This is a genomic window from Streptomyces sp. NPDC002669 (genome assembly GCF_042889165.1).
Taxonomy (GTDB): Bacteria; Actinomycetota; Actinomycetes; order Streptomycetales; family Streptomycetaceae; genus Streptomyces.
Genome location: NZ_JBIAQQ010000003.1, coordinates 293,986 through 312,707, shown reverse-complemented (window position 1 = coordinate 312,707; position 18,722 = coordinate 293,986). Strand labels below are relative to the sequence as shown.

General features: G+C 70.9%; 15 protein-coding genes. 9 read left to right on the top strand and 6 right to left on the bottom strand.

Going from position 1 to position 18,722, the window contains the following annotated elements; genetic code table 11:
• Positions 1-386 precede the first annotated feature (386 nt).
• The 6 genes from ACFYW1_RS06235 (at position 387) to ACFYW1_RS06210 (ending at position 5,874) form a co-directional block, all read left to right on the top strand.
• A complete protein-coding gene (locus ACFYW1_RS06235; RefSeq protein WP_388987751.1) occupies positions 387-1,307 on the top strand; it encodes a TraR/DksA family transcriptional regulator in 921 nt (306 codons plus the stop codon).
• Between the two features lie 57 nt (positions 1,308-1,364).
• Complete coding sequence (gene lspA / locus ACFYW1_RS06230; RefSeq protein ID WP_388987748.1) at positions 1,365-1,967, top strand: signal peptidase II; 603 nt, start codon at positions 1,365-1,367, stop codon at positions 1,965-1,967.
• 24 nt (positions 1,968-1,991) lie between these two features.
• Positions 1,992-2,933: an RluA family pseudouridine synthase gene (locus ACFYW1_RS06225; protein WP_388987745.1), complete on the top strand. Its 942-nt coding sequence runs from the start codon at positions 1,992-1,994 to the stop codon at positions 2,931-2,933.
• Positions 2,930-3,409 carry a GNAT family N-acetyltransferase gene (locus ACFYW1_RS06220; RefSeq protein WP_388987742.1) on the top strand — a complete coding sequence of 160 codons (480 nt, stop codon included), beginning with the start codon at positions 2,930-2,932 and terminating at the stop codon, positions 3,407-3,409. The genes ACFYW1_RS06225 and ACFYW1_RS06220 overlap by 4 nt, the downstream gene beginning before the upstream one ends.
• 207 nt (positions 3,410-3,616) lie before the next feature.
• Positions 3,617-5,203, top strand: coding sequence for a Na+/H+ antiporter (locus ACFYW1_RS06215; protein ID WP_388987739.1), 1,587 nt, complete (start codon positions 3,617-3,619; stop codon positions 5,201-5,203).
• A gap of 101 nt (positions 5,204-5,304) precedes the next feature.
• The gene (locus ACFYW1_RS06210; protein WP_356932269.1) at positions 5,305-5,874 is read left to right on the top strand and encodes a dienelactone hydrolase family protein; all 570 of its coding nucleotides are present in this window, start codon (positions 5,305-5,307) and stop codon (positions 5,872-5,874) included.
• Between the two features lie 52 nt (positions 5,875-5,926).
• Here the strand turns inward: ACFYW1_RS06210 and ACFYW1_RS06205 are convergent, their stop codons facing one another.
• From ACFYW1_RS06205 to ACFYW1_RS06185, 5 genes are all read right to left on the bottom strand, one after another.
• Complete coding sequence (locus ACFYW1_RS06205; RefSeq protein WP_388987735.1) at positions 5,927-6,895, bottom strand: zinc metalloprotease; 969 nt, start codon at positions 6,893-6,895, stop codon at positions 5,927-5,929.
• A gap of 314 nt (positions 6,896-7,209) precedes the next feature.
• Entirely contained in the window at positions 7,210-8,871 is a 1,662-nt protein-coding gene (locus ACFYW1_RS06200; RefSeq protein ID WP_388987732.1) for an alkaline phosphatase D family protein, read from the bottom strand.
• A 97-nt stretch (positions 8,872-8,968) separates the two neighbouring features.
• Positions 8,969-9,787: a DsbA family protein gene (locus ACFYW1_RS06195; RefSeq protein WP_388987729.1), complete on the bottom strand. Its 819-nt coding sequence runs from the start codon at positions 9,785-9,787 to the stop codon at positions 8,969-8,971.
• 49 nt (positions 9,788-9,836) lie between these two features.
• A complete protein-coding gene (locus ACFYW1_RS06190; protein ID WP_388987726.1) occupies positions 9,837-10,562 on the bottom strand; it encodes a hypothetical protein in 726 nt (241 codons plus the stop codon).
• 70 nt (positions 10,563-10,632) lie between these two features.
• On the bottom strand, positions 10,633-11,958 hold the full coding sequence (locus tag ACFYW1_RS06185) for a DUF2252 domain-containing protein (RefSeq protein ID WP_388987723.1): 1,326 nt from the start codon (positions 11,956-11,958) through the stop codon (positions 10,633-10,635).
• Between the two features lie 179 nt (positions 11,959-12,137).
• Between ACFYW1_RS06185 and dnaE the strand changes: the two genes are divergently transcribed.
• On the top strand, positions 12,138-15,677 hold the full coding sequence (gene dnaE / locus ACFYW1_RS06180; RefSeq protein ID WP_388987720.1) for a DNA polymerase III subunit alpha: 3,540 nt from the start codon (positions 12,138-12,140) through the stop codon (positions 15,675-15,677).
• Between the two features lie 96 nt (positions 15,678-15,773).
• Here the strand turns inward: dnaE and ACFYW1_RS06175 are convergent, their stop codons facing one another.
• A complete protein-coding gene (locus ACFYW1_RS06175; RefSeq protein WP_388987717.1) occupies positions 15,774-15,953 on the bottom strand; it encodes a hypothetical protein in 180 nt (59 codons plus the stop codon).
• A gap of 227 nt (positions 15,954-16,180) precedes the next feature.
• On the opposite strand from ACFYW1_RS06175, the gene ACFYW1_RS06170 reads away from it, so the two are divergent.
• Together ACFYW1_RS06170 and ACFYW1_RS06165 are read left to right on the top strand one after the other, a co-directional pair.
• Positions 16,181-17,458, top strand: a complete 1,278-nt coding sequence (locus tag ACFYW1_RS06170; RefSeq protein ID WP_388987714.1) for an NYN domain-containing protein — start codon at positions 16,181-16,183, stop codon at positions 17,456-17,458.
• A gap of 268 nt (positions 17,459-17,726) precedes the next feature.
• A complete protein-coding gene (locus ACFYW1_RS06165) occupies positions 17,727-18,701 on the top strand; it encodes an ABC transporter ATP-binding protein (RefSeq protein ID WP_388988169.1) in 975 nt (324 codons plus the stop codon).
• Positions 18,702-18,722 lie beyond the last annotated feature (21 nt).

Sequence of the window (18,722 nt, the reverse complement as noted above, 5' to 3'; positions counted from 1 at the left end):
TCCGACGGCTCCGGGTGATCTTCACGGCACGCTCGCCCCCGGGCTTCCACCGTCCCCGGGTCGCTCCTGGCTGCGTATGACGCTACTCGTCCCATCCACGCCTCTCGCTGTGGCAAGTGTAAGGGCCCTCGCGGGCCGGGGCCGACCGGTTTTGCGGCGGGCGGGGACGTGACCCGAATGGCCAGACGGGCGCGGACCGGGCCGGGCGGGGGGCCGGGAGGCGGATTACCGGGCGGTGAGCTGGGCACAACGGATTCAGGCAGGTCGGAAACCCGACGTGGGGAGGAGCGATTCGGCGGTGTGCCCCGTTGCCGCGGGGCTGGGGTCGATTTATCGTCCCAGCACGATTCGCGTGCAAGATCACCATATGTGAAGGGGCCGCGGCCATGGTGGCGAAGAAGACCGCCGCGAAGAAGACGGCGCCCACGAGCTCCACGGGCGCGGCGGCCGGGACGACCGGCACACGGACGGGCACGGAGACCCTCCCGGAATCCGGACTTCGGGAAGCGGCGGCGGAGAAGACCGCCGCGACCGCCCCGACCGCCGGGACCGCCGGAAAGAAGACGGCGACGAAGAAGTCCGTCGCGAAGAAGCCCGTCGCGAAGAAGTCCGCGGCGAGCCGGAGCACGACAGGCACGACAGGGAAGAAGAGGCCGGCGTCCGCCGATCACACGGACGCCGGGCACGGGCCGCCGGCCGGCAAGGCGCCCACGAAGAAGGCCGGGGTCGGCCGGAGCACGGCCGCGAAGGCCACGAAGGAGGCCGCCCACGCGGCCACGGTGGCGGCCGAGTCCGCCGAGCAGACGGGAGCCCACACGGTGGTAGCCAAGAAGAGCGCGGCCCGGACCCGCACGGTCGACGGGGGTCCGGCCCCCGTGCCCCCGGCCCGTGGGACCGCCATGACGATCCCCGGCGAACTGGCGGTCCGGCCGGGCGAGGATCCCTGGACGCCGGACGAGGTCGCCGAGGCGCGGGCCGAGCTGAGCAGCGAGGTCATGCGGCTGCGCAGCGAGATGGAGGCCGCCAGCGCGGCGCTCGCCGGGCTGATGCGCGACTCCGGCGACGGCGCGGGCGACGACGACGCGGACACCGGCACCAAGAACATCACCCGCGAGCACGAGATGTCGCTCGCCGCCAACGCCCAGGAGATGCTGGAGCAGAGCGAACGGGCCCTGGCCAGGCTGGACGCCGGGACGTACGGGCTGTGCGAGGTCTGCGGCAAACCGATCGGCAAGGCCCGGATGCAGGCGTTCCCGCGGGCCACGCTCTGTGTCGAGGACAAACAGAAGCAGGAGCGCCGAGGTTGAACCGTGCGGTGTGTCGTACCCTCGTCCTCAGTCAGGAACCTAGGTTGAGGGACTCACGTGGCAGAGGCGGAGCGCATCATCGGTACGCCGGACATCCCCGAGACTGAGGGGACCGAGGAGACCGGGAGCGAGGACCGGGAAGCGGGCCGGGCCGGGGAGACGACCCCCGAGCGGGGCAAGCGGAAGATCATGGTGCTCTTCGGGGTGGCCGTGTTCGCCTACCTCCTCGACCTGATCAGCAAGATGATCGTGGTCGCGAAGCTGGAGCACCAGGAGCCGATCGAGCTCATCGGCGACTGGCTCCAGCTCAACGCGATCCGCAACCCCGGGGCCGCGTTCGGCTTCGGCGAGGCGTTCACCATCATCTTCACCTTCATCGCGGCGACCGTGATCGTGGTGATCGCCCGCCTCGCCCGCAAGCTCTACAGCCTGCCCTGGGCCATCGCCCTCGGTCTGCTGCTCGGCGGCGCGCTCGGCAACCTCACCGACCGCATCTTCCGTTCCCCGGGCGTCTTCGAGGGCGCGGTGGTGGACTTCATCGCCCCCGCCCATTTCGCCGTCTTCAACCTGGCCGACTCCGCGATCGTCTGCGGCGGCATCCTGATCGTGATCCTCTCCTTCAAGGGCCTGGACCCCGACGGCACCGTGCACAAGGACTAGCGGGCGCAAGGCATACTCGATCAGGTGAGTACGCATCCCGAGGTCCGCACCCTGCCCGTACCCGATGGCCTGGAGGGCGAGCGCGTCGACGCCGCCATTTCCCGGATGTTCGGTTTCTCCCGCACCAAGGCCGCCGAGCTGGCCGCCGCAGGAAAGGTGCAGGTGGACGGCTCGGTGGTCGGGAAGTCCGAGCGGGTCAGCGGCGGTGCCTGGCTGGAAGTGGAGATGCCGCAGGCGGCCGCCCCGGTGCAGATCGTCGCCGAGCCCGTCGAGGGCATGGAGATCGTGCACGACGACGACGACATCGTCGTGATCGTGAAGCCGGTCGGCGTCGCCGCCCACCCGAGCCCCGGCTGGACCGGCACGACCGTCATCGGCGGTCTCGCCGCGGCCGGCTACCGGATCTCGACCTCCGGCGCCGCCGAGCGCCAGGGCATCGTCCACCGCCTCGACGTCGGCACCTCGGGCCTGATGGTCGTCGCCAAGTCCGAGCGGGCCTACACCCTGCTGAAGGGCCAGTTCCGCGACCGGGTCGTCGAGAAGAAGTACCACGCCCTGGTCCAGGGCCACCCGGACCCGATGAGCGGCACCATCGACGCCCCCATCGGCCGCCACCCCAACCACGACTACAAGTGGGCCGTCACGGCCGAGGGCAAGCCCTCCGTGACGCACTACGACCTCATCGAGGCGTACCGCGCCGCCAGCCTCCTGGACATCAAGCTGGAGACGGGCCGCACGCACCAGATCCGGGTGCACATGTCCGCCCACCGCCACCCCTGCGTCGGCGACCTCACCTACGGCGCGGACCCGACGATGGCCAAGCGCCTCGGCCTGACCCGGCAGTGGCTGCACGCCGTCCGGCTCGGTTTCGAGCACCCGGCCGACGGCCGCTGGGTGGAGTTCGCCAGCCGCTACCCGGACGACCTCCAGCAGGCCCTGGACAAGATCGCGGCGGAGAGCCGGTGAGTGGCCGCCCGGCCCTCCCGTACACCACGCGCACCGCTGCCGACGAGCAGGATCTCGCGGCCTGTTTCCAGGTCCGCAAGGAGGTCTTCGTCGTCGAGCAGGAGGTGCCCGAGGAGATCGAGTACGACGTCCACGACGCCGACGCCGTCCATGTGATCGCCTTCGCGGCGGACGGTACGGCGCTGGGGACCGGGCGGCTGCTGCACGGTCCGGCCGCCGTCGGCCGGACCGGGGGCGACGCGTCCGTCGGCTCGCTCGGCAGGCTCGCGGTGACCGGGGCGGCCCGCGGCCTCGGCGTCGGCGCCGCGCTGGTCCGGGCCATCGAGGACGCGGCACGCGGGCTGGGCCTGACCGCCGTCGACCTGCACGCCCAGACCCACGCCCTCGGTTTCTACGAGCGGCTCGGGTATGTGGCGTACGGGCCGGAGTTCCCCGACGCCGGGATACCCCACCGGGCGATGCGACGCACCCTGTAGCCGGTCCGCGCGGGGCCTTCCTCCTGTTCCTCCCGTCGGGCCGAGTCGTCTCGTGACGGCGGGAGCCGGTCGCGGAGACATCGGAGGAATATCGGCCGAATGGCGGGAGGAAGGGGGGTGTTGTCCGGATTGCGCCTCCGGCGTGGCAGGCTTTGAGCCGGCCCGCCGGTCGAGTGAACCGGCCCCCTGCGCTCCGGAAGGCATCCCGTGGACCAAATGGCACTGCTCCTCCTGCTGCTGCTCGGGGCGGTGGTCACGGTCCCGCTCGGGGAGCGCCTGGGGCTGCCCGCGCCGGTGCTGATGACGCTCGCCGGTGTCGGCATGGCGTTCGTCAGTTTCGTGCCGAACGTGGACATACCGCCCGAGATCATTCTTCCGGCGCTGTTGCCGCCGCTGCTCTACGCCTCGGTTCAGCGCACCTCGTGGCGGCAGTTCGCCGCCAACAAACGACCGATCTTTCTGCTGGCCGTCGCCCTGGTCTTCGTCACCACGGCCGCGGTTGCCGCGGTCGCCAACGCGATAGTCCCCGGGCTGCCCATCGCCGCCGCCGTGGCGCTCGGCGCGCTGGTCGCCCCGCCCGACCCGGTCGCCGCGACGGCCGTCGCGGGATCGGTCGGGCTGCCGCGCCGGCTGGTCTCCATCCTGGAGGGCGAGGGGCTGTTCAACGACGTGACCGCGATCGTGCTGTACCACGTGGCCATCGCCGCCGCGGTGAGCGGCACCTTCTCGCTGCCCGAGGCGTTCGGGCTGCTGGCCCTCTCCGCGGTCGTCGCCGTGGCGGTGGGGCTCGTCCTGGGCTGGCTCACGATCAAGCTCATGGGTCTGCTCGGGGACGCCACGCTCCAGGTCGGCCTCACCCTGCTGGTGCCGTTCGTGAGCTACGTGCTCGCGGAGGAGCTGAAGGGGTCGGGGGTCCTGGCCGTCCTCACCACCGCGCTCTTCCTCGCCGAGCACACCGCCGACGCCGACGACGTGCTCGGCCGGCTCACCGGCCGCAGCTTCTGGGAGATCGTCGACACCCTCGTCACGGGTGTCGCCTTCGGCCTGATCGGTCTCGAACTGCACAACGTCTTCGGGACGTCGGACGGGCGGGAACTCCAGATGCTGGGCTGGGGCCTGGCCGTCGTCGCGGTCGTCGTCGGCGTACGGCTGCTGTACCTGCTGCCCGCGACCTGGCTCGCCAAGCGGCTGCACACCCGGCGCGACGTCAGCGAGGAGATCCCGACCAGCTGGCGGGAGACCGTCGTGATGTGGTGGTCCGGGATGCGCGGGGTCGCCTCGGTGGCGCTGGCGCTCGCGATCCCGCTGAAGACGGACGACGGGCAGCCGTTCCCCGGACGCGACGAGATCGTCTTCATCGCCTTCGCCGTGATCATGGCCACGCTCGTCGTGCAGGGGCTCACGCTGCCGTGGCTGGTGCGCAAACTCCACGTCAAGGCGGACACCGCGGCCGAGGAGGCGCTGGAGAAGGACCTCGCGATCCGCGCCGCCGGGGCCGCGAAGCAGCGGCTGAAGGAGATCCGGGCGGAGGAGGACTTCCCGGAGGAGGTCGCCGAGCGGTTGCAGCGGATGGCGTACGACATGGGGGCGCGGATCAGCCCCGACATGGTCGACGACGAGCGCCGCGAGGCGTACGCGCAGCGCGCCGAGCGCTTCAAGGCGGTCAGCCGGGTCCAGCGCGAGATGATGTCGGCCGCCCGCCACGCGGTGCTCTCGGCCCGCAACGAGGCGGGGACGGACCCGGAGATCGTCGACCGGGTGCTGCGCCAGCTGGACGTGCGCAGTCTGCGGTGAGCCGGGGCGGCCGGAACCCCGGGCCCGGCGGACTCCGGGACCCGGCGGACTCCGGGACCCGGCGGGATCCGGGGCCCGGTCGCAGCTGGCACCATGGCCCCATGAACATCATGCTCTTCCACTCGACGTACGGTCTGCGCCCCGCGGTGCACGCGGCGGCGGACCGGCTCCGCGCCGCCGGACACGAGGTGCAGGTGCCCGATCTCTTCGAGGGCCGCACCTTCGACACCGTCGAGGAGGGCCTGGCCTTCAAGGAGGAGGTGGGCAAGGACGAGCTGCTCAGGCGGGCCGTGCTCGCCGCCGCGCCCTACTCCGAGCGGGGCCTGGTGTACGCGGGCTTCTCGTTCGGGGCCTCCACCGCGCAGACCCTGGCGCTCGGTGACGCGAAGGCCCGCGGGCTGCTGATGTTCCACGGCACCTCGGACATCGCCGAGAACGCCTCGGTGGACGAACTCCCGGTGCAACTGCACGTCGCCGACCCGGACGCGTTCGAGACGCACGACTGGCTGAACACCTGGTATCTCCAGATGCAGCGGACCGGGGCCGACGTCGAGATCTACCGCTACCCGGGCGCGGGACACCTCTTCACCGATCCCGAACTGCCCGATTTCGACCAGGCGTCGGCCGAGCTGGCCTGGAAGGTCTCGCTCGGTTTCCTCGCCACGCTGTGACCGCGCGACGGGCCCCGCGCGTCGCGGGGCCCGTCGGTGGTGGCGGTGCGGATCAGCCCCGGTAGGCGGTCCAGCTGTCGTTCATGCGCTGCACCTGGCCCGCGGTGAACTGGGTCATGCACGAGTCGTAGGTGTAGTCCATGAAGTTGTGGATCGGGTCGACCCCGGTCTTGCTGGTGCAGGAGTCACGCCCGGTCGGGCACTCGTACGCGGGAGTCTTCTCGGCCGGGGTGTCGGAGACGTAGTCGCCGTTGCCGTTACAGCCGCCCTGGAAGGTGTGGTAAAGCCCCATCCAGTGGCCGACCTCGTGGGTGGCGGTGTCGCCCTGGTTGTAGTTGGTGGCGGAACCGCCGGGCAGCGAGGCGTCGAGCATGACGACGCCGTCGTCCGAGGGGTTGGACTTGTACGAGCTGGGGAATGTGGCCCAGCCCAGCAGGCCGCCGCCGAGGTTGGCGGTGTAGATGTTGAGGGCGTTCGCGCCGCCCTTGCGCAGCGAGGACTTCATGGCCTTCTCGGCGGCGGAGCCGGGGGAGACGCCGTCGTACCAGGAGCTGTTGTCCGTGTAGTCCGTGCCGGCCAGCGTGAACTGGAAGCCCGTGTTCGTGTTGCCCGAACCCTGCCCAGCGTAGGCGTCGTTCAGGACCTTCATCTGGCTGTCGATGTCGGCCGCGCTGAGCTTGCCGGTCGTCCCGGAGTGCACGACGTGGAAGTAGACCGGGATCGTCGCGCCCGCGGTGAGCGAGGGGCCGTTGACCCGCCGGTCCGCGAGTCTCTGCTTCAACTGCGCGTCCATGGCCTTGGCCTGGGCCGCGGTGACCTCGTTGGGGTCGTCGGTGTGGGTGGTGCCCGAGGGGCGGGCCTCGCGGGCCGTGGCGGAGGTGCCCGTGTCGTCCGCGCACTTCTGGGCGGAGGCCGCGGAGGTCTTGGCGGCGGCGGAGGCGGTGGAGCCGGAAGGAGCGGAGAGCGGCGCCAGGGCCAGGGTTCCGGCCAGGACGGCGGTGCCGATCGCACGGTTACGCATACGCGGCGATATACGGGCAAGAGTGCGCACGGAGACTCCTCGCGGATGTGTCGGGGAGGCATTTCCTCACCCGCCGCCGGGAGATTACGTGCGCATGCCATACGCGGAAGAGGAATGATCAAGCCCAATCGGGCAGGTGTCAAAGGTGGGAAAGCGGGAGGAATCTTTCCCCGGTTCCGGAGTTTGAGACGGCGACGTAACCGTGGGCGTTACCTCGGCGGGTGGTGTGTCCCCATTCGGTCCGTGGGACACGCCACCCGCCGTGACGACGTAATCCGCCGTCAACATGCGAGAGGGTGGCTGAAAATGATCCCTCAGAGCACCGGGCGGTCCACCCGCTCGACCTTCTGCGTCCCGCTGAGCGTCCGGTACGAGCGCGTCCAGGCGGACGTCGCGTCCTGCTTCGTCCGGTCGGAGACGGCGTAGTAGTCCATCTGCGAGCGCTCGGCGGTCACGTCGAGGACCCCGTAGCCGTGCGAGTCCATGTCCACCCACTTCACATGGCGGTTGGCCGCCTTGACCGCGGCGGCCGCGACCACCGAGACCGTGTGCGGTGCCACGTGCAGGATGTCGTCGATGTTGTCCGAGGTCACCGACGTCACCACGAACTCGGTGGCGGCCGATGCGGAGAGCGGGTACGTCGCCGCCTTCACCGGGACGTCGTTGGCCCACGCCATGTGGATGTCACCGGTCAGGAAGACCGTGTTGGTGATCGACCGGTCCCGCAGGTGCGAGATCAGTTCCTTGCGGTCGTCCGTGTAGCCGTCCCACTGGTCGACGTTGACCGCGAGCCCCTCCTTGGGCAGCCCCAGCAATTCGGCCAGCGGCTCCAGCAGGTGCGCGGGCACGGAGCCGAAGGCGACCGGGGAGATCATCACCGACGTGCCGACCAGCTTCCAGGCGGCGTCCGATCCGGCCAGCCCCGCCTTCAGCCAGTCCAGCTGCGCCCGGCCGGTGATGGTGCGTTCCGGGTCGTCGACCGCGCCGTCGCCGATCTTCGCCTGCTGGGAGCGGAAGCTGCGCAGGTCGAGGAGGTGGAGGTCGGCCAGGTTGCCGAAGCGCAGCCGGCGGTAGACGGTGCCCTCGGTGGAGGTGCGGACAGGCATCCACTCGAAGTACGCCTGCTTGGCGCCCGCGACCCGGTCCGCCCAGGCGCCCTCCGCGCCCGGGGTGTGGTTCTCCGCCCCGCCCGACCAGGTGTCGTTGGCGAACTCGTGGTCGTCCCAGATCGCGATCACCGGGTGGGTGGCGTGCAGGGTCTGGAGATCGGTGTCCGTCTTGTAGGCGCCGTGCCGGGTGCGGTAGTCGGCGAGGGTGAGGATCTCGTGCCTCGGCTCGTGCGGCCGCACGACGTACTTCGCGTCCGGGTAACTGCCCGAGGCGTACTCGTAGATGTAGTCGCCGAGGTGGAGCACGGCGTCGAGGTCGGCGCGGGCGGCGAGGTGACGGTACGGGGAGAAGTACCCGGCCTCCCAGTTGGCGCAGGACACCACGCCGAACCGGACACCGGGCGTGGCCGCCCCGGCGGCCGGGGCCGTCCGGGTCCGGCCGGTCGGCGAGACGGTCCCCGTGCCGTCCCCCGCCGTGAAGCGGAACCAGTACGTGGTGGCCGGGGCCAGGCCCCGCACATCGGCCTTGACGGTGTGGTCGGAGGCGGCCCGCGCGACGGTGGTGCCCCGCGCGACGACCCGGGCGAAGCCCTTGTCCTCGGCGATCTCCCAGCGCACCGCCGTGTCGGCGCCGAGGCCCGAGCCCGGTACGGCGTCCGGGGAGGGAGTGATGCGGGTCCACAGGAGGATGCCGTCGGGGAGCGGGTCGCCGGAGGCGACGCCGTGCAGGAAGGCGGGGCCGGCCGCGGCGTGCGCGGCCGTGGCGGCGCCCAGCACGGGGGCCGCCACGGCGGTGGCGGCAGCGGCCTTGACGACCGTGCGGCGGCTGGGGGAGGAGAGCGGCGAGGAACTCTGGTGACTGGTCACGGACAAAAATCCTACTGGCGGGTAAAGCCAACGGGCGGGCGAACAGGGGAAGTTCGCCCGCCCGTCGAGGATCCGTTGTCGGAGCGTCGCCGTCCGGTCAGCCCTTCAGCGCGGCCGTGATCGCGGTGTTGAATGCCTCCGCCGTCATCGGGGCGTTCTCGCTCTGGCCGTCGGTGAGCTTCTTGCCGTCCATCTTCAGGGTCGGGGTGCCCTTCACGCCGCTCTTGTCGAACGTCTCGGACATCTTCATCGCCCAGTTGTCGAACGTGCCGTCCTCGACGTTCTTCTTGAAGTCGGCGTTGCCCTTCAGCGCGTCCACCGACTCGGCGATCTCGATCAGGTAGGAGTCCTTCTTGAACTTGTCGTCGCTCTCCTCCGGGTGGTACTTCGCGGAGTAGAGCGCGGCCTTGTAGTCGAGGAAGGCGTCCGTGCTGACGTCGAGCGCCGCGCCGAGGGCGCTCAGCGCGTTCTTCGAACCCTCGCCGCCGCCGGAGACGTCGTCGATGAACGTGGCGCCGATGTACTTGATCTTGTACTTGCCGGCGTCGACGTCCTTGTGCACCTGCTCGCCGACGGCCTGCTCGAACGTGGCGCAGACCGGGCAGCGCGAGTCCTCGTACAGCTCCAGGGTCTTCTTGGCGGTCGACTTGCCGATGACGACGGTGGTGCCGTTCTCGCCCGAGGTGTTCTTGGGCGCGGTCACGTTCTTCGCGTCCTTGGCCGCCTCCCAGTGGGACGGCTTGTTCAGCTGCATGACACCCCAGCCGACGCCGCCCGCGACCGCGAGGACGCCCACGATCGAGACGCCGACGACGATCTGCCGACGGGTCTTGTCCCGCTTGGCCTGCCGCTCGCGCTCGGCGCGCAGACGCTCACGGGCCGCCGCCTTGTTGGCCTGGCTGTTGCGCTTGCTCATGTTCTTCTCTCCATGGGTGTGGTGGTACGTCGGTGGGGGACTGGCGTGCTCAGACGATGACGGCCGAGCGCGGCGGTCCCCTCCGTCCCACGGAGTGCACGAGCAGGCGGGTGCGGACGAGCGGGCGCGGGCCGTGCCCGGCGGGCCGCACCCGACGGCGCGCGCAGCGGCGGACCGTACCGGCCACGGCGACCGCGATCAGCAACGGCCGGAACGCCAGGGCGGCGGCCGCGCCCAGCAGGGCGACCAGCGCCGCCTCGCCGCGCCGGAGCCAGGCCGCGGCGAACAGGCCGACCGTCACATGGGCGGCCAGCAGCAGCCACGGCACCGCCGGACCGGGGGAGGCCAGCAGCGAGGCCGCCGTGTGCCCGGCGTCGGTCACCGTCACCGAGGCGAACGGGGCGCCGACGTCACCGGCCCCCGCCACACCGGTACCGACCTCGCCGCCCCCGCACAGCACATCGACGCCGACCGAGCGCAGCGGACCGGCGATCGGGCCGCCCGCCGCCCCGTAACAGAGGTGCTGGCCGGTGGTGAAGACGGTGTCGGCGGCCAGCTCCAGCGGGACCAGCAGCCCGGCGATCGCGCCGAAGCCGCGCTCCCGGCCGGCCAGCGCGTACGCCACGCCGAAGACCCCGCAGGCCAGCAGACCGACCACGGTCAGCGGCAGCGGGACCCGGGAGAGCAGCACGTGGGACGCGACGGAGAGCGTCACGACGAGCGCCGTGAAGAGCGCCGCGCGCACGGCCCTGAGTTGCGTCCCGGATATGTCCATCGTCGAGGAGTGTCGCATGAGAATCTGTGGAGGACCCCGAAGGGGCCGGGAATGAGGGGGCCGGGGGGTGCTACAGCCCCGGGATGCGGCCGTTGCGGAAGAGGTCCACGAAGATCTGGTGGTCGGCGCGGGCACGGGCGCCGTAGTCGTGGGCGAAGTCCACCAGCAGGCCGGCGAAGCCCTCCTCGTCCGCCGCGATCGCCGCGTCGATCGCCCGCTCGGTGGAGAACGGCACCAGCGAGTGGCCGCTCTCGTCGTCCGCGGCGGCGTGCATCGTCGCCGTCGCCCGGCCGAGGTCGGCGACGACCGCCGCGATCTCCTCCGGCTCGTCGATGTCGGACCAGTCGAGGTCGACCGCGTACGGGGACACCTCGGCGACCAGCTGCCCCGCCCCGTCCAGCTCCGTCCAGCCGAGCCACGGATCGGCGTGCGCCTGCAGGGCGCGCTGGGAGATCACGGTGCGGTGGCCCTCGTGCCGGAAGTAGCCGCGCACCGCCGCGTCGGTGACGTGCCGGGAGACCGCGGGCGTCTGCGCCTGCTTGAGGTAGATCACCACGTCGTTCTCCAGGGCGTCGCTGTTGCCCTCCAGCAGGATGTTGTACGAGGGCAGCCCGGCCGAACCGATGCCGATGCCCCGACGGCCGACGACGTCCTTCACCCGGTACGAGTCGGGGCGGGCCAGGCTCGACTCCGGCAGCGTCTCCAGATAGCCGTCGAAGGCGGCCAGCACCTTGTAGCGCGTCGCCGCGTCGAGGTCGATCGAGCCGCCGCCCGGGGCGAACCTGCGCTCGAAGTCCCGGATCTCCGTCATCGACTCCAGCAGCCCGAACCGGGTCAGCGACCGGGCCTCGCGCAGCGCGGCCAGCAGCGGGCCCTCGGCCGTGTCCAGCGTGAAGGGCGGCAGCTCGTCGGTCTTCGCGCCCGTCGCCAGCGCGTGGATCCGCTCGCGGTAGGCCGCGGCGTAGACCCGGACCAGCTCGGTGATCTGGTCGTCGCCCAGCGCCTTCGCGTACCCGATCAGCGCGACGGAGGCGGCGAACCGCTTGAGGTCCCAGGTGAACGGGCCGACGTACGCCTCGTCGAAGTCGTTCACGTTGAAGATCAGCCGGCCGTTGGCGTCCATGTAGGTGCCGAAGTTCTCCGCGTGCAGATCGCCGTGGATCCACACCCGGCCGGTCCGCTCGTCCAGGTACGGGCCGCCGTGCCGCTCCTGCTCCAGATCGTTGTAGAACAGGCACGCCGTGCCCCGGTAGAAGGCGAAGGCCGAGCCCGCCATCTTGCGGAACTTGACCCGGAAGGCGGCCGGGTCGGCGGCCAGCAGCTCCCCGAACGCGGTGTCGAAGACCTCAAGGATCCGCTCGCCGCGCCGCTCCGCACCGGTCTTCGCTTCCGACATCTCCGGGTGCCTCCTGATACCTGGCGTGCATGACGCCGTGCCTGACAAATGGGACGGGGTTCCCGGTCCCTACAACGCGCGACCGTACCCGGGAGTGCCCGTCGTCCGTCACCGCGAAGACGTAGACTTCCACGCTGTCCCCCCAGCCCGCCAAAGCCGTTTCCCGGAGGCACAGCGCCGTGACCAAGCCGCCCTTTACGCACCTCCACGTCCACACCCAGTACTCGCTGCTGGACGGTGCCGCGCGGCTCAAGGACATGTTCAATGCCTGCAATGAAATGGGCATGTCGCACATCGCGATGACGGACCACGGCAACCTGCACGGCGCCTACGACTTCTTCCACTCGGCGAAGAAGGCGGGCGTCACGCCGATCATCGGCATCGAGGCGTACGTCGCCCCGGAGTCGCGCAAGCACAAGCGGAAGATCCAGTGGGGCCAGCCGCACCAGAAGCGCGACGACGTGTCCGGTTCGGGCGGTTACACCCACAAGACGATCTGGGCGGCGAACTCGACGGGCCTGCACAACCTCTTCAAGCTGTCCTCGGACGCCTACGCCGAGGGCTGGCTGCAGAAGTGGCCGCGCATGGACAAGGAGACCATCTCCCAGTGGTCCGAGGGCCTGATCGCCTCCACCGGCTGCCCCTCGGGCGAGGTGCAGACCCGGCTGCGGCTCGGCCAGTTCGACGAGGCGGTCCAGGCCGCCTCCGACTACAAGGACATCTTCGGCGAGGGCCGGTACTTCCTGGAGCTGATGGACCACGGCATCGACATCGAGCACCGGGTCCGCGACGGGCTCCTGGAGATCGGCAAGAAGCTCAACATCCCGCCGCTGGTGACCAACGACTCGCACTACACGTACGCCCATGAGGCGACGGCGCACGACGCGCTGCTGTGCATCCAGACCGGCAAGAACCTCTCCGACCCGGACCGCTTCCGGTTCGACGGCACCGGCTACTACCTCAAGACGACCGACGAGATGTACGCCGTCGACTCCTCCGACGCCTGGCAGGAGGGGTGCCGCAACACGCTGCTGGTCGCCGAGCAGATCGACACCTCCGGCATGTTCGAGAAGCGCGACCTGATGCCGAAGTTCGAGATCCCCGAGGGCTACACGGAGATCACCTGGTTCCAGGAGGAGGTCCGGGTCGGCATGAACCGCCGCTTCCCGGGCGGCGTCCCCGAGGACCGGCAGAAGCAGGCCGAGTACGAGATGGACGTCATCATCCAGATGGGGTTCCCGGGCTACTTCCTCGTGGTCGCCGACTTCATCATGTGGGCCAAGAACAACGGCATCGCGGTCGGCCCCGGCCGGGGCTCCGCGGCCGGCTCGATCGTGGCGTACGCCATGGGCATCACCGACCTCGACCCGATCGAGCACGGGCTGATCTTCGAGCGGTTCCTCAACCCCGAGCGCGTCTCCATGCCCGACGTCGACATCGACTTCGACGAGCGTCGGCGCGTCGAGGTGATCAGGTACGTGACCGAGAAATACGGCGCCGACAAGGTCGCCATGATCGGCACGTACGGCAAGATCAAGGCGAAGAACGCCATCAAGGACTCCGCCCGCGTGCTGGGCTACCCGTACGCGATGGGCGACCGGCTCACCAAGGCCATGCCCGCCGACGTCCTCGGCAAGGGCATCGACCTCGACGGCATCACCAACCCCAAGCACCCGCGCTACAGCGAGGCGGGCGAGATCCGGGGGATGTACGAGAACGAGCCGGACGTGAAGAAGGTCATCGACACCGCGAAGGGCGTCGAGGGCCTGGTCCGGCAGATGGGCGTGCACGCGGCCGGCGTCATCATGTCCAGCGAACCGATCGTCGACCACGCCCCGGTCTGGGTGCGGCACACCGACGGCGTCACCATCACGCAGTGGGACTACCCGCAGTGCGAGTCGCTCGGCCTGCTGAAGATGGACTTCCTCGGCCTGCGCAACCTCACGATCATGGACGACGCCGTGAAGATGGTGGAGTCCAACAAGGGCGTCAAGCTGGACCTGCTGGCCCTCCCGCTGGACGACCCGAAGACGTACGAGATGCTCTGCCGCGGTGACACGCTCGGCGTGTTCCAGTTCGACGGCGGCCCGATGCGCTCCCTGCTGCGCCAGATGCAGCCCGACAACTTCGAGGACATCTCCGCCGTCTCGGCCCTCTACCGGCCGGGCCCGATGGGCATGAACTCGCACACGAACTACGCCGAGCGCAAGAACGGCCGCCAGGAGATCACCCCGATCCACCCGGAGCTGGAGGAGCCGCTCAAGGAGACGCTCGGCCTCACCTACGGCCTGATCGTCTACCAGGAGCAGGTGCAGAAGGCCGCCCAGATCGTCGCCGGGTACTCGCTCGGCGAGGCCGACATCCTGCGCCGCGTGATGGGCAAGAAGAAGCCCGAGGAGCTGGAGAAGAACTTCGTCCTCTTCCAGGCCGGCGCCAAGAAGAAGGGCTTCTCCGACGAGGCGATCCAGGCCCTGTGGGACGTGCTGGTCCCGTTCGCCGGATACGCGTTCAACAAGGCGCACTCCTCCGCGTACGGCCTGGTCACCTACTGGACCGCGTACCTCAAGGCGAACTACCCCGCCGAGTACATGGCGGCGCTGCTGACCTCGGTCAAGGACGACAAGGACAAGTCGGCCGTCTACCTCAACGAGTGCCGCCGCATGGGCATCAAGGTGCTGCCGCCCAATGTGAACGAGTCCCTGTCGAACTTCGCCGCCCAGGGCGACGACGTGATCCTCTTCGGCCTCACCGCCGTGCGCAACGTGGGCCAGAACGTCGTCGACTCGATCATCCGGTGCCGCAAGGCGAAGGGGAAGTACAGCAGCTTCCCCGACTTCCTGGACAAGGTCGAGGCGGTCGTCTGCAACAAGCGCACCGTCGAATCGCTGATCAAGGCCGGCGCCTTCGACGAGATGGGCCACACCCGCAAGGGCCTGGTCGCCCACCACGAACCGATGATCGACAACGTGGTGCAGGTCAAGCGCAAGGAGGCCGAGGGACAGTTCGACCTCTTCGGCGGCATGGGCGAGGAGGAGAGCGACGAGCCGGGCTTCGGGCTCGACGTGGAGTTCTCCGACATCGAGTGGGAGAAGTCCTACCTGCTGGCCCAGGAGCGCGAGATGCTCGGCCTGTACGTCTCCGACCACCCGCTGTTCGGGCTGGAGCACGTGCTGTCCGACAAGGCCGACGCCTCGATCTCCCAGCTGACCGGCGGCGAGCACGCCGACGGCGCCGTCGTCACCGTGGGCGGCATCATCTCCGGCCTCCAGCGCAAGATGACCAAGCAGGGCAACGCCTGGGCCATCGCCACCGTCGAGGACCTCGCCGGCTCCATCGAGTGCATGTTCTTCCCGGCCACCTACCAGCTGGTCTCCACCCAGCTCGTCGAGGACACCGTCGTCTTCGTCAAGGGACGGCTCGACAAGCGGGAGGACGTGCCCCGGCTGGTCGCCATGGAGATGCAGGTCCCGGACCTCTCCTCGGCGGGGACCAACGCGCCCGTGATCCTGACCATCCCCACGGTCAAGATCACTCCGCCCATGGTCAGCCGGCTCGGCGAGGTGCTCAACAACCACCGGGGCAACACCGAGGTGCGGATCAGGCTCCAGGGCCCCCGCAAGACCACGGTGCTCCGGCTCGACCGGCACCGGGTGCAGCCCGACCCGGCGCTCTTCGGCGACCTGAAGGTGCTGCTCGGCCCGTCCTGCCTGGCCGGCTGAGACCACCCGCCGTCACCACGCGCGACAGGGGCGCCCCCGCGAGAGCGGGAGCGCCCCTGTCGGCCTGTCCGGTCCGGGACCGGGAAGGGGCCGGGGTCAGTTGTGACCGAAGCGCCGCTGGTGCTTACGAGCAACATCGGCAGGGCTGCCCTGGGCCTGGGACTGCGACTGTATCTGCGATTCGTACGGGGTCTCCCCGGCCTGCTCCGCGCTGCGGTCCGGACCGGTCGCGCGGTTCTGCTGGCTGCCCTGCTTGCGGTTCTTGTTCTTGGCCATGGTGGTGTTCCTCCTGTGGGGAATCTCGGGGCCAGGACCGCGTTCAGATTCACATGTCGGGACAAACCATGCATGTTGGATCATTACCGTGCGTAGCGACGGCAAGTCCCGCGAGGTTTTCCGGATCCGCCACGCCGATGATCGAGTTCCGGCCGTCAACCCCTGCGCGGTCGGGCAGACTCGAAGGAAACCCCGGGCAAGGACCGCACCCGAACTTCTGGAAGAGGGTGGAACGCGTGGACCGTTGCGTCGTCCTGGTGGACGCCGGCTATCTGCTGGGCGCAGCCGCGAGCCTGCTGGCCGGAGAGCCCGCCCGTTCCCGCATCACCGTCGACCACGCGGCCCTCATCCGGGGCCTGCGGGAGCGGGCCGAGGCGGACACGCAGCAGCCGCTGCTGCGGATCTACTGGTTCGACGGCGCCCCCGACCGCGTACCGCAGCCCGAACACCGCAGACTGCGCGTGATGCCCCGGGTGACGGTCCGGCTGGGCGCCCTCACCCGCAGCGACGGGCGCTGGGCGCAGAAGGGCGTCGACGCCGCGATGCACGCCGAGCTCACCGAACTCGCCAGGAACCGGGCCTGCTCCGACGTGGTGCTGGTGACCGGGGACGGCGACCTGCTGCCCGGCCTGATGTCCGCCAAGGAACACGGCGTCGCCGTCCACCTGTGGGCCGTCCAGGCCGCCGGCGGCGACTACAACCAGTCCGAGGACCTGGTGGCCGAGGCCGACGAACGAAGGGTGCTCGACCGGGCCTGGATCACCCAGGCCGTACGGGCCAGGGACACCGGCGTCTGCGCCCCGCCGCCCGCGCCCCGCCCGGAGATCGCCGCGATCCTCTCCGCGCCGCTGCCCGAGGCGGCCCTGGCCGCCTCCGCCGAGCGGGCGTCGGAGGCCCGCGCGCAGGAGCCCGGCCCCGCCGTCCCGCCGCCCGGGGAGAGCACCGCCGCCGACCGGCCCGCGGGCGGCGGCCGGGGCGTCCCCACCCCCAAGGAGCTGGCGGGCAGCCTGCGCGGCCCCGTGCCCCCGCCCGACCGGCAGGCCGCGCCCCCGCCCGCCACGGCGACCCTGCGCTGGTCGTCCGACCGGGGCTGGGTGGAGCGCGGCGGGCCGCTGGGCGAGCCCGCCGAGACGGCTTCCCTGCCCACCCTGGCCCAGCTCACCAGCGCCGAACAGCGCTGGGCGGACCGTGAGGAGGACATCACCACCGTCGGCGGCGACCCCTTCGAGGTGGGCCAGGTCTTCGCCCGGCGCTGGATGGAACGGCTGCCCGAGACCGTCCACCTCCAGAAGCTGTCCACCATGTACCCGCGCATCCCGCACCGCATCGACGGCGAGCTGCTGCGCTACGCGGCCCGGTTCGGCCTGCTCGCCCACAAGGACGACCAGATCGACGAGCACGACCGCTACGCGATCAGGGCGGGGTTCTGGCGGGAGGTCGACGTACGGGCCGCGGCGGAGCACGCCCCGACGGCGGCGGAGCGGACGGGCCCCTCCGGCGGCTGACGGGCCCTGCGGCGCGCGGCCCCGGCGCCGACGCCGTGCCGCCGAGCGCGTGGCCCCGGCGGCGGCCGGTCCGGGCGGTGACGCCCGGAGTCGTACGGGTGTGCGGCGGGGTGGTGGCGCCGGGCGGCCCCGGGCGGGACGTCCGGCCGCCGAACACCGTGCCGAGGCCCGACCGGCACCGCCCCGGGCACGATCCGGGGCGCCCGACCCCGTACCCTCGTACCTCGTGAGTACGGGCACAGCACAGGCGCAGACGGCGACCGGGACCGTGTGCGCGGTGCGTGATCTGGTCAGGACCTATCCCGCAGCCCGCGGCCGCCGGGGGACACCCGCCACACCCGAGGTGCGCGCCACCGACGGGATCAGCCTGGACGTGCGGCGCGGCGAGATCTTCGGACTGCTCGGCCCCAACGGCGCCGGCAAGTCCACCCTGGTGAGACAGCTCACCGGGCTGATGCGCCCCGACTCCGGCAGCGTGGACGTGCTGGGCCACGACCTCGTGCGCCACCCCGAACGGGCCTCCCGGCTGATCGGCTACCTCGGGCAGGAGTCCACCGCGCTCGACGAGCTGACCGTGTCGCTCGCCGCCGAGACCACCGGAAGACTGCGCGGCCTCACGGCGGCGGACGCCCGCGCCGAGCGCGATGCCGTGCTCGACGAACTGGGCCTCACGGAGATCGCGGGGCGCGCCCTGAAGAAGCTCTCCGGCGGGCAGCGGCGCCTCGCCTGCTTCGCCGCCGCACTGGTCGGCGAACGGCCGGTGCTCGTGCTGGACGAGCCGACGACCGGCATGGACCCCGTCGCCCGGCGCGCCGTCTGGGCCGCCGTGGACCGGCGCCGGGCCGAGCGCGGCACGACGGTGCTGCTCGTCACCCACAACGTCATCGAGGCCGAGACGGTCCTCGACCGGGTCGCCGTGATCGAACGCGGCCGGGTCATCGCCTGCGACACCCCGGCCGGGCTCAAGGAACGCGTCGCGGGCGAGGTACGGGTCGAACTGGTGTGGCGGGAACGCGCCCCCCTGGACGTGCCCGAAGTGGCCGCGCTGCGCGCCTCGGCCCAGGAGTCCGGGCGGCGCTGGGTGATGCGGCTCGGCCCCGACGAGGCACGGGCGGCGGTCGCCGCGGTGACCGGCGGGGCGGCCTTCGCCGCACTCGACGACTTCACGCTGGCGACGCCCAGCCTGGAGGACGTCTACCTGGCGCTCGGCGGGGCCGCGACCGAGGAGCTGGTGAAGTCATGACCGGGGCGGGCGGGGCGACCG